Below are 13,147 nucleotides of genomic sequence, written 5' to 3' on the forward strand. Positions count from 1 at the left end.
CCGATTCCATACTGGATGCATCTTGTTACATGCGTGGATCGCCCCTGCCATGACCGTCCGCTTGCGCATCACCCTGCTGATCGTTCTCGCCTTTCTCGCCTTGTGCTCTGTCGGGGGCTTCGCGCTCTACCAGTCGGCCGAGGGGGCCCGGCAGGTCAAGCGGGTGACCGAGGGCGTCGTGCCCAGCGCCATCCATTCCGTGGAGCTCATGGGCCAGCTCAAGGACGTGCAGATGGCCGCGCTGGGCATGGTGTCCGCGAGCGACGCGGATGCCGCGCAGAAACTGCACGAGCAACTGGTGGAGCGCAAGGCGGTGCTGCAGAAGGCGCTGGACAAGCAACTGCAGGAGGCCGACAGCGATGCGCAGCGCTGCCTGGTGAAAGAGGCCGCCATGAGCCTGGAGAACTACTTCGCGGCCATCGACGACACGGCGCGCTTCAAGCTCGCCGGCCAGCAGGACGCGGCCGAGGCCTTCATGGCCGCCACGGTGGACCAGTACCTGCGCGAGCAGGGCCAGATGATCGATGCCATCCAGGTGGAGAAGCGCCGCACCAAGGACGAGGCCATCGGCTCGCTCAACGCCCAGCTGGAGCACACCACGACCACGCTGCTGGCCGTGGCCGCCGTCGCCATCCTGGGCCTGGCCGCCGCGGGCTACCTGCTCTACCGCCAGATCGTGCGCCCCATCCGCGAGATGGAGCTCAAGATGACCGAGATCGCCACGAGCCAGGATTTCTCGCACCGCGTGCCCGTCACCCGCATGGACGAAATCGGCCGCTCGCTCACCGCCTTCAACGCGATGGTGGAGAAGATCCAGGAAAGCTCCGAGCTGGTGCGCCGCAAGACGGCCGACATCCAGGCCATGCTGCACACCATTCCCCAGGGCATCCTGACCCTGCAGGCCGGGCGCACCATCCACCCCGAATACTCGGACCACCTCGCGCGCATCCTGGAAGAGGACGGCATCGCCGGCCGCACGCTCGATGCGCTGCTGTTCGACCGCTCAGACCTGAGTGCCGATGCGCGCGCCCAGGCCCTGGCTGCGATCGACGCCTGCATCGGCGAGGACGAACTCAACTTCTCGTTCAACGCCCACCTGCTGCCGCAGGAGTTGCAGGCGCGCTTCGGCGGCGACCGCGTGAAGGTGATCGAGCTGGGCTGGTCGCCCATCACGGCTGCCGACGGCACCGTGGAGCGCCTGCTGCTGAGCCTGCGCGACGTGACGGAGCTGCGCGAGCTGGCGCGGGACGCCCAGGCGCGCAAGGAGGAACTGGCCATGGTCGGCGAACTGCTGGGCGTGGCGGCAGACAAGTTCCGCGAGTTCTCCGAAAGCGCCGGGCGCCTGCTGCAGGACAACCGGGCGCTGCTCGGCTCCGCGGTGTCGCGGCCCGATGCGCTGCCGGACGCCCTGGCGGCTCTGTTCCGCCACATGCATACCGTCAAGGGCAACGCCCGCACCTACGGCCTGCTGCGCATCGCCGATGCGGCGCATGTGGCAGAGCAGCGCTACGCGGCGCTGCGGGACGACCCTGCCGGCTGGGGCGATGCCGTCCTGCAGTCCAGGCTGGAGGCCGAACTCGAGGCGGTGGCCGGGGCTCTCCAGGCCTATGTGCGCGTGAATGACGGCACCCTGGGTCGCGGCGCGGGCCACGCGGTGGGCGATGCGCAGGCGGTGCAGCTGCCGCGCGCCCGCATCGAGGAACTGTGCGCGCGCATCGGCGCCCTGGCGCGGGACCCCGGCTGCACCCCGGCCCACCGCGCCGCGCTGGAGCGCATCGCCGCCGCGCTCGCCGACGCCGACGCGGCCGGGCTGGACGAAGTGGTGGGCGGCGTGGCCGCCTCCCTGCCGGCGCTGGCCCGGGACCTGGGCAAGGAGGCCCCGGAGGTCGTCCTGCAGTCCGGCGTGCCCGTGGCCGTGAAGCCGCAGGCCGCCGATGCGCTGCGCAATGCCTTCATGCACCTGCTGCGCAATGCGCTGGACCATGGCATCGAGCCCGCGGGCGAGCGCGCAGCGCGCGGCAAGCCCGCCGCGGGCCGCATCCGCATCGGCGCCGCGCTGGATGCGCAGGAGCTGGAAATCCGGCTCGCCGACGACGGCCGCGGCCTCGACCTGGACCGCATCCAGGCCCAGGCCCGCGCGCGGGGCCTGATCGCGGAAGACGCCGCGCCCGCGCCCGGGGACGTCGCCCACCTGATCTTCGCGCCGGGCTTTTCCACGGCCGGGGAGGTGACGGCCGTGTCGGGCCGCGGCGTGGGAATGGATGCGGTCAAGGCATTCGTGGAATCGCTGGGCGGCCGCATCCAGCTGGTGCTGGCCGGCGGCGCCCCGCGCGCGGCCACGCCGTTCGAAACCGTGCTGCGCCTGCCCGCCCGCTGGGCGGTGGTGGCCTGACGTGGGGGGTGGAGCGACATGATGGATGGCTGGATGCAGCTCCTGGCAGGCTGCGTGCTGGGGGGTGGATGTGTGGCGGCCGCAGCCGCCTGGCTGTCCGCGCGCCGCCGATCGGCGCTGGAGCAGGCACGGCGGCAGGCCATGGACGGTGCGGCGGCCGGAGATGCCGCAGCGCGCGAGGCGGCGCGAGCGCTGGAGGCGCGCAGCGCGCAGCTGGAGGCCGAACTGGCGCAGGCCCGGCGGCAGTTCGACGATGCGTCCGCCGAATGGGAGCGCAGGCTGGAGGGCGAGGGGCGCGCATCCGAACACCGCCTGCGGGAGCGCGCGGACCACACGCTCGGCCATGCGCGGGCCCAGGCCGAGGCGCTGCGCGAACTGCAGGGCATCGGCAAGACCTTCGAGCGCTGGCACGCGGACATGAGCACCCTCGTGGCCCACAACCGCAGCCTGCACGACAAGAACGACGCCTTCTCGCAGATCGTGCGCAAGATGGTGATCGTGGCGCTCAACGCCTCCATCGAGGCCGCGCGTGCCGGCGTGGCGGGCCGCGGCTTCGACGTGGTGGCCACCGAGATGCGCGAACTCTCGGCCAGCGCCGAACGGCTCTCGCGCGACTACCGCACCAGCCTCTACGAAAACGACCTGATCGCCACCACCACCTTCCAGGACATGCAGGCCGGCGGCAAGATGGTGATCAATGCCGCCATGGGCCTGGAACTGGCCAACCGCCGGATCCAGGCCGCCCTGGACGGTGCCGCGGTGGTGGAAGGCGCATGAGCGCTCCGGTCTCCTTCCTCGGCCCCCGCGCCCGCGACAGCCTGGACCGCATGATGGTTTCGGCCCTGCAGCAGAGCGTGGCGCGCTGCAGCGGCGTGGCCGTGCAGCCGGTGGACGCGCTGCCGGACAGGGACGGCCCCACCCACATGGCCGTGCTCTCGATCGCCTCGTTCTCCTTCCGCGTCGTCGCGGCCCTGCATTTCGCGCACGGCCCGGCCTGGCGCGCGTGGGTGGCGCAAACCGCCGGGCTGGACGCCGCCGGCATGGGCGATCAGGCCTTCCTCGACCGGATCTGCGAGATGGGCAACCTCTGCTGTGGCGCGATCAACCGCGACCTGGGTGCCTTCCAGGCCTTCCTCGGCCTGTCCACACCGCAGATCCTCGATGCGCGCTGCGCGCCGTATTTCACGCGCGCGGGTTTCGAGCACGTGCGCCATTTCCGCATGGACGTGCGGCCCGACCTGGCGCTGCACGCCTCGCTCTGCGCGCGCGCCTACGTGCCGCAGGATTTCCACTGGACCGGCGGCGCCGCGGCACCGGAGGCGGTGGCGTCCGGCGAACTCGAACTGTTCTAGGGTCGTCCGCCGGCCCCCTGTCCCATTCCTTCTTCTGAACTTTTCCAAAAGGAGCACCCCATGGCCAACATCCTTGTCGTCGATGATTCGAGCACCGTGCGCAGCGAAGTGGGCCACTTCCTGGGCAGCAACGGCTTCCAGGTCGCGCTCGCCGTCGATGGCCGCGACGGGCTCGCCAAGCTCAAGCAGCACAGCGGCATCAAGCTCATCGTGTGCGACGTGAACATGCCCCACATGGACGGCCTGACCATGGTGGAGCGCGTGCGCAGCGAGCTCGGCAACCACCGCGTGAACATCGTCATGCTCACCACCGAAAGCTCGCCCGCCATGAAGGAGCGCGGCAAGGCCGCGGGCGTGAAGGGCTGGATCGTCAAGCCCTTCAACGGCCCCGCGGTGCTGGGTTCGTTCCAGAAGCTGGCCGCCTGAGCTTTGCGGCCCGGCTGGCGGCACGACGGCGCCGCCGCCTACCGCCGGCCCGCCGCCGCGGCGTAGCCTTGGGGGCTCGAAAGAGCCGCCATGAAAATCGCCACCTTCAACGTCAACAGCATCCGCGCCCGCCTGCCGGCGCTGCTCCAGTGGCTGGAGGAATCCCGCCCCGATGTCGCCTGCCTGCAGGAACTCAAGTGCACCGACGACGCCTTCCCGGCCGGGGAGATCCGGGCCGCGGGCTACGGCGCGCTCTGGCACGGGCAGAAGGCCTGGAACGGCGTGGCCATCCTCGCGCGCGGGGCCAATCCCATCGAGGTGCAGCGCGGGCTGCCCGGCGACGAAGCCGACAGCCAGAGCCGCTATCTGGAGGCCGCCGTGGACGGAGTGCTGGTCGCCTGCCTCTACCTGCCCAACGGCAACCCGGCCCCCGGCCCGAAGTTCGACTACAAGCTCGCGTGGCTCGACCGCCTCGCGCGGCGGGCCGGCGTGCTGCGCGACCGCCCCGAGCCGGTGGTGCTGGCGGGGGACTTCAACATCATTCCCACCGAGCGCGACGTGTACAAACCCGGGGCCTGGGTGGACGACGCGTTGTTCCGCTCCGAGGTGCGCGATGCCTTCCGCGCCCTGGTGGACAGCGGCTGGACCGACGCGCTTCGCGCGGTGCATCCCGACGAGACGGTCTATACCTTCTGGGACTACCTGCGCCAGCGCTTTCAGCGCAACGCCGGCCTGCGTATCGACCACCTGCTGCTCAACCCCGCGGCGGCCCACCGCCTGCAGGACGCGGGCGTGGACCGCGAAGTGCGCGGCCGGCCCCGGCCCAGCGACCATGCCCCGGCCTGGGCGCTGCTGGCACCGGGGCAGGGCGGGACATGAGCCGCCGCCCGCCAGGCGTCAGGCGCCAGGCTCTCCGGCCAGCGCCCGGGCCAGGTAGGGCGCGGTCCGGCTGCCGGCCTGGCGCGCGACCTCGGACGGCGTGCCCGCCGCCACGATGCGGCCGCCGTCGCCACCCGCACCGGGGCCCATGTCGATCACCCAGTCGCACGCCGCCACCACGCGCATGTCGTGCTCCACCACGACGACCGTATTGCCCGCAGCGGCCAGCCCGTCGAGCTGCACCAGCAGGCGGTCCACGTCGGCCGGGTGCAGTCCGGTGGTGGGCTCGTCGAGCACATACAGCGTGTCGCCCCGCTGCGGGCGCTGCAGCTCGGTGGCCAGCTTGATGCGCTGCGCCTCGCCGCCGCTCAGTTCCGTGGCCGGCTGGCCCAGGCGCAGGTAGCCCAGGCCGATTTCACGCAGCAGTGCCAGCGGCCGCAGCACCGCGGCCTCTCGCGCGAAAGCCTCGCAGGCCGCGTCCACCGTCAGGCGCAGCACATCGGCGATGTCCAGGCCGTTCCAGCGCACCTCCAGCGTCGCCGGGTTGTAGCGCGCGCCATGGCAATCGGGGCAGGGAGCGTACACGCTGGGCAGGAAGAGCAGCTCCACGCTCACCGAACCTTCGCCCTCGCAGGTCGGGCAGCGCCCCGCCGCCACGTTGAATGAAAACCGCCCCGGCCCGTAGCGCCGCCGCCGCGCGGCGGGCGTGGCGGCGAACAGCTTGCGCACCCCGTCGAACAGTCCCGTGTAGGTGGCGAGGTTGGAGCGCGGCGTGCGGCCGATGGGCTTCTGGTCCACGCGCACCAGGCGGCGAATGCCCGCCAGCTCCGCGATCCGGCCGGCCGTTGCGCCCCCGGGATCGTCGGCGGCCCCGGGGTCGTCGTCCTGCGGCGCCGCATGTGGCGGGCCGCCCGGGCTGCCATCCGGGACGGACTCTTCATCCTCCCGCGCGTCCGCCAGCGGCGAGCCGAGCGCCTGCGCGACCAGCTCCACCAGCGCGCGGCTCACCAGACTGGACTTGCCCGAGCCCGAAACCCCCGTCACCGCCGTAAGGCAGCCCGCGGGGAAGGCCGCATCGACGCCCTTCAGGTTGTGGCGCCCGATGCCTTCGAGCCGCAGCCAGCCCGCGGCCTCGCGCGGTGTGCGCTGCACCGGTGCCGGCCCGTCCCGCCCGGGAAACAGGTAGCGCCGCGTCCGCGACGGTTGCACGGCGGCCAGCCCGTCCGGCGGGCCGCTGTAGAGCACTTCGCCGCCGTGCATGCCCGCGCCGGGCCCCACATCCACCAGCCAGTCGGCGGCCCGCATCGTGGCCAGGTCGTGTTCCACCACGAACAGCGAATTGCCCGCGCGTTTGAGCCGGTGCAGCGCGGCCCGCAGCGCCTCGCCGTCGGCAGGGTGCAGCCCGGCCGACGGCTCGTCGAGCACATACACCACCCCGAACAGCTGGGAGCCCAACTGCGTGGCCAGCCGCAGGCGCTGCAGCTCGCCGGACGACAGCGAGGGCGTGGAGCGGTCCAGCGTCAGGTAATGCAGCCCCAGCTGCGACAGCGCGGCGATGCGCGCGCCGATCTCCTGCGCCAGCCGCTGGGCGGCCAGCACCTTTTCTTCCGACAGGTCCGGCGTGCGGCGCACGTCCGGCGCTGCGGCATGGGCCGAGCCACCCGCGGCCACGCGGCGCGCGATATGGGCCCGGTGGCTGTCGGCGCCCGGGCGTGCTGGCGCGCGCGATCCGCCGGACGGGCGCAGGCTGTCGCCCAGCCGGCCTTCCGCCGCGGGCTGCAGCAGGCGGGCCAGTTCGCCGAGCGGCAGGCGCCCCAGTTCGGCGATGTCGTGGCCCGCGAAGGTGACGGACAGCGCCTCGGGCTTGAGGCGCTTGCCGCCGCAGGCCGGGCAGGGGCTGCCTACCAGGAAGGCCGCCGCGCGCTCGCGCATGCGGGCGCTCTGGCTGTGCGCGAAGCTGTGCAGCACATGGCGCCGCGCGCTGCTGAAGGTGCCCATGTAGCTGGGCGGCGTGCCCGCCTTGCGCGCCGCCTGCGCGGCCTTGCGGTCCAGGCCCGCATAGACGGGCACCACCGGCTACTCGTCGGTGAACAGGATCCAGTCGCGCGTCTTGCGCGGCAGGTCGCGCCAGGGCACGTCCACATCGTGGCCCAGCATGACGAGGATGTCGCGCAGGTTCTGCCCGCCCCAGGCGGTCGGCCAGGCCGCCACGGCGCGCTCGCGGATGGTGAGGCGGTCGTCCGGCACCAGAGACCGCTCCGTCACCTCGTACACCCGCCCCATGCCGTGGCAGTGCGGGCACGCGCCCTCCGGCGTGTTCGGCGAGAAGTCTTCCGCATACAGCATGGGCTGGCGCGCCGGATACTGCCCGGCGCGTGAATACAGCAGCCGCAGCAGGCTGGAAATCGTCGTCGCGCTGCCCACCGAAGAGCGCGCCGTCGGCGTGCCGCGCTGCTGCTGCAGGGCCACCGCGGGCGGCAGCCCGTCGATGGCATCCACCTCGGGCGTGCCGGCCTGGTCGATCAGGCGCCGCGCATAGGGCGCCACCGACTCCAGGTAGCGGCGCTGCGCCTCGGCATACAGCGTGCCGAAGGCCAGGGACGACTTGCCCGAGCCCGACACACCCGTGAACACCACCAGCGCATCGCGCGGGATGTCCACATCCACGTTCCGGAGGTTGTGCTCCCGCGCGCCGCGCACGCGCACGAAGCCGTCGATGGATGGCGTGGCGGGCGATGTGGCCCGGGGCGCGGGTTGCGGCGATGGCGATGGCGATGGCGATGGCGATGGCTCCGCCGCGGGCCGCGGTTCGCTGCGCGATGTGCGCCGGGATCTGGATGGGGATGGGGAATGGGGCTTGGACTGGGAGGGCATGGAGGCCTTTCTTCCTCGGGGCTCGGCCGCTGACACCCGCCCGGCCTGCGTCGCGATGGCTCATCAGCGTGGCCGGCCCGGGCGCCGACACAGGGACGGCAGCCACCGAAGCTCGAAGCTAGCACCGCCCGCCCGGCATCCGCGCCAGCGGCGCGGCCCGTCGTCGCGTAGGACGAGGGCACCCCGGCGCCAGGCCGGCGGCCGTGGCACCGTCCCGTGCCAAGTCAGGCCCGGGCTTTCTTGCGCGTATCGGGCAGCAAGGCCGTCGCCAGCCCCAGCAGCGGCAGGAAAGACGTCACGCCATACACCCACACGATGCCGTGGATGTCCGCCAGGTCACCGAGCCCGGCCGCCCCGATCCCGCCGATGCCGAACATCAATCCGAACATCAGGCCCGACACCAGCCCCACGCGGCCCGGCACGGCCTCCTGCGCATACACCACGAGCGCGGCGAAGGCGGAAGACATCACCAGCCCGATCACGACCGCGAGCACCGCCGTCCACGCGAGGCCCACATGCGGCAGCGCCAGCGCGAACGGCGCCACGCCCAGGAACGAGATCCAGATCACCGCCTTGCGGCCGATGCGGTCGCCCACCGGCCCGCCCGCGAACGTGCCCGCCGCCACCGCCGCGAGGAAGAGAAACAGGAACATCTGGCTCGTCTGCACGCTGACGTGGAAGCGCTCGATCAGGTAGAACGTGAAGTAGTTGGTGAACGAAGCGATATAGACGAACTTCGCGAACATCAGCACGCAGATCACGGCCACCGCCCGCACCACGCCGGCCCGGTCCAGCCCCTCGCTGCCGCCCCGCGCCAGGCCACGGGCCTTCGCCGCCCCATGGTGGCGCACCCACACCGTGAGCCGGTACAGCACGAAGATCGCCAGCAGCGCCGCCACCATGAACCACGCGACCGCCGGCTGGCCGTGCGGAATCACGATGGCCGCCGTCAGCAGCGGCCCGATCGCCGTGCCCGTGTTGCCGCCCACCTGGAACGTGGACTGCGCCGTGCCGAACCGCCCGCCCGAGGCCAGCCGCGCGATCCGCGACGCCTCCGGGTGGAACGTGGCCGAACCCACGCCCACCACCGCGGCCGCGACCAGCAGCATCGGATAGCTGTGCGCCACGGCCAGCAGCGCGACGCCCAGCAGCGTCATGCACATGCCCGCCGGCAGCAGGTAGGGCTTGGGGTGCTTGTCGGTATAGAACCCGATCCACGGCTGCAGCAGCGACGCCGTCACCTGGTACACCAGCGCGATGATCCCGATCTGCCCGAAGCTCAGCGAGAAATTCGCCTTCAGCATCGGGAAGATCGACGGCAGCATCGCCTGGATCATGTCGTTGAGCAGGTGGGCGAAGGCCGCGCCGCCGACGATGGGCAGGAGAAAGGCCTGGGGCGTGGTGTCCTGCATCGGCGGGGTCGCGGCGGCGGGCGGGGCGAAGGGCGCTGGTTGCGCGGGATCTGCGGTCGTGGCGGTCATCGTGGGGTGGGGAAAGGGCTTTAGAGGCCGGCGTCCCTGGCCTGCAGGTGGAGGCAGGGCAGGGCGGCTGCGGAAAGCAACGAGCGTACGCCGTCGGCCTGTGGCAGGTTCGCGCGCTTCTGCCAATCTCTGTCGTGATCCTGCCATTGCGCATGGCGCTGATCGCCAGGAGGAAGGCACGGTGGGTCAGCGCGATGGGCGTTGGCTCGCCGCATGCAGACCGACGACACCGCGACGACACCGCGACGACACCGCGACGACACCGCATTGCGCGCACCTCTGCAAGCCCTCGAAACCGAACTGCACCGGCCGGCGACCCGCAGGAACGCCGCGCGGCTCCGTCACGCTGCTCACCTACCGCTCGGCGCACCCCAGCCGCGGCTTCGGTGGCCAGCCTCGCCCCGCTGTCGCAATTTCTGCGGCAGGCGGTTCCTGGCGCAATTGCTCGCCATGTGATTTCGGGATGTTGACCGGACAAGCAGAAACATTGCGATACAAGAATTTGGAATCTGCTTATTTTCTGTCGTTATACTTTCATCAAAACCGGCTCTCAGTGAAGCCGCAACGCAGGCCACGTTCCTGCATCGATCCCGGCGCCGGACTGTGGATCGTTCGAATATTTCTTAGGGGAGGGGGAGATACCATGAGAACCCATGGAAATGGGGCAGACGGCCTGGCAGTGGCCAGGGGCATGCGGGGGTGCCCCCGGTTGGATGTCGATCGTTCCAGAAAAATCGCGCAACGCGCCCGAATCCGGTGCTTGACGGTAACGGCCCAAAGCCATTTCGGCCACCTTGGCCCAGATTTCTCCGCCATAGATATTCTGACGGTCCTCTACGGATCGGTCATGGCATCCCGTTCTTTCAACGACCCGTTGCGAGACCGTTTCGTCCTCAGCAAAGGGCATGCTGCCTTGGCCCTTTATTCGGTATTGATCGAATTGGGACTCTGGAACGAAGGCATGCTGCTGGATTATGGTCGTCCAGGGGGATTGCTCGGCGGCCATCCTTCGTCCTCCGTTGGCGGAATCGAAACCTGTACCGGTGCGCTGGGGCATGGATTGCCTTTCGCCACGGGCGCGGCTGCCGCTGCATTGGCCAATGGCAGCAGGCACAGGACGTTTGTCCTTCTCGGAGACGGCGAATTGCAGGAAGGGAGCAACTGGGAGGCGGCGATGTTTGCGAGTGCGCGGCGTCTCGGTAATCTGACGGCCATTGTGGACCGCAACGGACTGCAGCAAGGACGAGGCACGGAGCAGGTCAACCCGTTGGGGCCTTTGGCAGACAAATGGCGCGCTTTCGGTTGGGACGTCGAGGAAATCGACGGTCATGACCACGACGCCATTTTCGACGGTCTTGCCCGGGGTACGCGTGCAACGCGGCCGCGGTGCCTGATCGCGATGACGAAAAAAGGCAAAGGTGTTTCTTTCATGGAGGGGAATGCAGCGTGGCACCACAAACTGCCTTCGCCAGCGGAGGCTGCGCAGGCGCTGGAAGAGTTGAGCCGATGAACGTGGACGAGGGCTTGGAAGATCCCAAGGACGCCTTCGCCGCGGAAGTGCTGCATCTCGCCAGGCACGATCCCAGGGTGTGCCTGGTGATCAACGATTGCCTGTCTTCGACGAATGCCAAATTCTTTCTGGAAGAGTTTCCGGATCGGGTTTTCGACGTCGGTATTGCCGAGCAGAACATGGTGGGCGTGGCGGCCGGGCTGGCCAGCGGCGGCATGATTCCGTTTGTCTGCGCGGCGTCATGCTTTCTTTCGGGGAGAGCGCTGGAGCAGATCAAGGTGGACATCGCCATGTCGAAGGCCAACGTGAAGCTCTGCGGGTTCAGCAGCGGTTTCACCTACGGCTCGCTCGGGGCGACGCACCACGCGATCGAGGACATCGCGTGGATCCGGGTCCTTCCGAACGTCCGCTTTGCCGCGCCATGCGACGCTCGCGAAGCGAAGGCCGTCGCCAGGGCCCTGCATGCGCATGAAGGGCCGGCATTCGTCCGTCTGGCGCGAGGGGCGCGGCGAAACATCACCAGCCGCGACGAGTATCGGTTCGGCCACGCCGAGAGGCTGCGTGACGGACGCGATGTCGCGCTGCTGGGCACCGGTTCGATGGTGCATCACCTCGTCCAGGCCGCGCGGCTCCTGGAGGACGACGGCATCACGTGCCGCGTCCTGAATTTCTCCAGCATCGCGCCGCTCGATACGGCAGCCATTGTCCAGGCCTGCCGGGATACGATGGGAATCGTATGCGCCGAGGAGCACCAGGTCGGGGGAGGCCTGTTCGGTGCCGTTGCGGAGGTGGTCGTCAGCCGTGCGCCGACACCGATGCTGGCGCTCGGCGTGCCGGGTGTATTCGCGCCGGTAGGCGACAGCAGCGACCTGCTCAGGCATTTCGGGCTGGAGCCCGCGCAGATGGCCTCGCGTGTGCGGCATTGGCTGGCTGCGATGAATCGCGAAAACAAGGAAATGGCCAGTGCATAAACAACCACTATTGCCGGAGGCTGCGCCCAAGGTCAGTTTCGACGACAAGCCCACCAGCACTTTCTTCGTGGTCTCGGGCCCCGGTGGTACGGGAAAAACCACCCTGATCAAACGTTGGCTCCGCGATTCTCCCGACCTGGGTTATGTCCCCAACGTCACGACGCGCGCGCCGCGTTCTTCCTCTGCCGTCGATGAGTCCGGATTCTACGAATTCGTATCGAGGCACGAATTCCAGGAGATGGTCAAGGCAGAGGCCTTCGCGCAATGGGTGAATCCGTCGGAAGGGAAGTACTACGGCACGCCGATCAAACCCCTGCAGGAGGCCATCGCGGCGGGAAAGGACCTGGTGTTCGATTACACGCCGCAGCTGTACATCAACCTTCGCCGCCAATTCAGGGAGCAGGTCGTCGGGATATTCGTCATTCCTCCGACATTCGAGGAGCTTCTCGTGCGCCTCGAGAAACGGGGGACGGAGCGGGGCGAGGAACTCTATATCAAGCAGCAGATGGCGCTGCAGGACCTCAGCTACGTCGATGAACACGAATACCACCTCGTCAACAAAGACCTGGACGGCAGTCTTGCGGTTCTCAAGGCGATACAAATCGCCGAAAGGCACAGGCTCGTCCGCTTGAGAAACGTGGGGCCGACCTGCAAGAAGCTTTCGCCGCGTTCGATGATGTTCTACTACGATCCCTTGTTCGAGCGTATCAATCGCATCGCACAACTGCAGCCGCAAAATGCCGATGCAGAATGAATATGGTGAACTGCTCTCGCTGCTCACGGTACAGGATGCGAAGATCCAGGCTTATCGGAGCGATTTCGTTTCCGAGGAAGCGTGGGAAATCCTGTGCCGGGTCTGGGGCGATCGTGTGGGCGAATTCGTCTATGGCCATTCATTCGTGCTGATCAAGCCCGAGGCCCTGGCCAGGCGCTGCAGCCAGTCAGTGCTCCTGTTCCTGCAAAAGAAGAGGCTGGTACCTGTCGCGGTGACACGGGTATCCGTTGACCGGAATGCCGCGCACCTCATATGGCGTTTTCAATGGAATGCGGCGACGGTGGATCGGGTGCGGTTGACCAATATGGTCAATGCGCAAAGCGATTCCATCCTGGTCCTGGTGCGTGACGCTGACCACGGGGTGGTTCCCGCGTCGGTCAAGCTCTGGGGCATGCCCCCCGCGTCAGAATAGTTGTCGCCTCGATAGGACTCCGGTGTTCGGAGTTCATGAAGGTAGTAGGAGGCTGTGTAGTTGTGGTCGAAGGTC

12 protein-coding genes are annotated in these 13,147 nt (G+C 69.1%); 9 read left to right on the forward strand and 3 right to left on the reverse strand.

The features are described 5' to 3' along the window. Window positions 1–49: 49 nt before the first annotated feature. From BLR99_RS18660 to xth, 5 genes are all read left to right on the forward strand, one after another. Window positions 50–2,392, forward strand: a complete 2,343-nt coding sequence (locus tag BLR99_RS18660; RefSeq protein ID WP_048857333.1) for an ATP-binding protein — start codon at window positions 50–52, stop codon at window positions 2,390–2,392. 33 nt (window positions 2,393–2,425) lie between these two features. After that, entirely contained in the window at window positions 2,426–3,169 is a 744-nt protein-coding gene (locus tag BLR99_RS18665; protein ID WP_377703624.1) for a methyl-accepting chemotaxis protein, read from the forward strand. Next, on the forward strand, window positions 3,166–3,744 hold the full coding sequence (locus tag BLR99_RS18670) for a hypothetical protein (RefSeq protein ID WP_017439629.1): 579 nt from the start codon (window positions 3,166–3,168) through the stop codon (window positions 3,742–3,744). Before BLR99_RS18665 ends, BLR99_RS18670 begins: the two co-directional genes overlap by 4 nt. Before the next feature lie 60 nt (window positions 3,745–3,804). After that, window positions 3,805–4,170, forward strand: coding sequence for a response regulator (locus BLR99_RS18675; RefSeq protein ID WP_011795241.1), 366 nt, complete (start codon window positions 3,805–3,807; stop codon window positions 4,168–4,170). Window positions 4,171–4,260: 90 nt separating this feature from the next. Further along, window positions 4,261–5,049: an exodeoxyribonuclease III gene (gene xth / locus BLR99_RS18680; RefSeq protein ID WP_011795242.1), complete on the forward strand. Its 789-nt coding sequence runs from the start codon at window positions 4,261–4,263 to the stop codon at window positions 5,047–5,049. 18 nt (window positions 5,050–5,067) lie between these two features. Here the strand turns inward: xth and BLR99_RS18685 are convergent, their stop codons facing one another. The 3 genes from BLR99_RS18685 to BLR99_RS18690 all read right to left on the reverse strand — a co-directional run bounded on the left by BLR99_RS18685 (window position 5,068) and on the right by BLR99_RS18690 (window position 9,404). Continuing rightward, complete coding sequence (locus tag BLR99_RS18685) at window positions 5,068–7,122, reverse strand: excinuclease ABC subunit UvrA (RefSeq protein ID WP_377703627.1); 2,055 nt, start codon at window positions 7,120–7,122, stop codon at window positions 5,068–5,070. A 3-nt stretch (window positions 7,123–7,125) separates the two neighbouring features. Beyond that, window positions 7,126–7,923, reverse strand: a complete 798-nt coding sequence (locus BLR99_RS23905; RefSeq protein WP_377703629.1) for an excinuclease ABC subunit UvrA — start codon at window positions 7,921–7,923, stop codon at window positions 7,126–7,128. Window positions 7,924–8,147: 224 nt separating this feature from the next. Beyond that, the gene (locus BLR99_RS18690; protein ID WP_017438056.1) at window positions 8,148–9,404 is read right to left on the reverse strand and encodes an MFS transporter; all 1,257 of its coding nucleotides are present in this window, start codon (window positions 9,402–9,404) and stop codon (window positions 8,148–8,150) included. 691 nt (window positions 9,405–10,095) lie between these two features. On the opposite strand from BLR99_RS18690, the gene BLR99_RS18695 reads away from it, so the two are divergent. Genes BLR99_RS18695 through BLR99_RS18710 form a run of 4 tightly spaced genes read left to right on the forward strand, consistent with a single transcriptional unit; the run spans window position 10,096 to window position 13,072 of the window. Continuing rightward, window positions 10,096–10,914, forward strand: a complete 819-nt coding sequence (locus tag BLR99_RS18695; RefSeq protein ID WP_074687436.1) for a transketolase — start codon at window positions 10,096–10,098, stop codon at window positions 10,912–10,914. Further along, window positions 10,911–11,885 carry a transketolase family protein gene (locus BLR99_RS18700; RefSeq protein WP_017438058.1) on the forward strand — a complete coding sequence of 325 codons (975 nt, stop codon included), beginning with the start codon at window positions 10,911–10,913 and terminating at the stop codon, window positions 11,883–11,885. Before BLR99_RS18695 ends, BLR99_RS18700 begins: the two co-directional genes overlap by 4 nt. Beyond that, complete coding sequence (locus BLR99_RS18705) at window positions 11,878–12,639, forward strand: guanylate kinase (protein ID WP_228193994.1); 762 nt, start codon at window positions 11,878–11,880, stop codon at window positions 12,637–12,639. Before BLR99_RS18700 ends, BLR99_RS18705 begins: the two co-directional genes overlap by 8 nt. Beyond that, window positions 12,623–13,072, forward strand: coding sequence for a hypothetical protein (locus BLR99_RS18710; protein ID WP_074687434.1), 450 nt, complete (start codon window positions 12,623–12,625; stop codon window positions 13,070–13,072). Before BLR99_RS18705 ends, BLR99_RS18710 begins: the two co-directional genes overlap by 17 nt. Window positions 13,073–13,147 lie beyond the last annotated feature (75 nt).

The sequence above is a fragment of the Paracidovorax citrulli genome (assembly GCF_900100305.1).
In the GTDB taxonomy this organism is placed as follows: domain Bacteria; phylum Pseudomonadota; class Gammaproteobacteria; order Burkholderiales; family Burkholderiaceae_C; genus Paracidovorax; species Paracidovorax citrulli.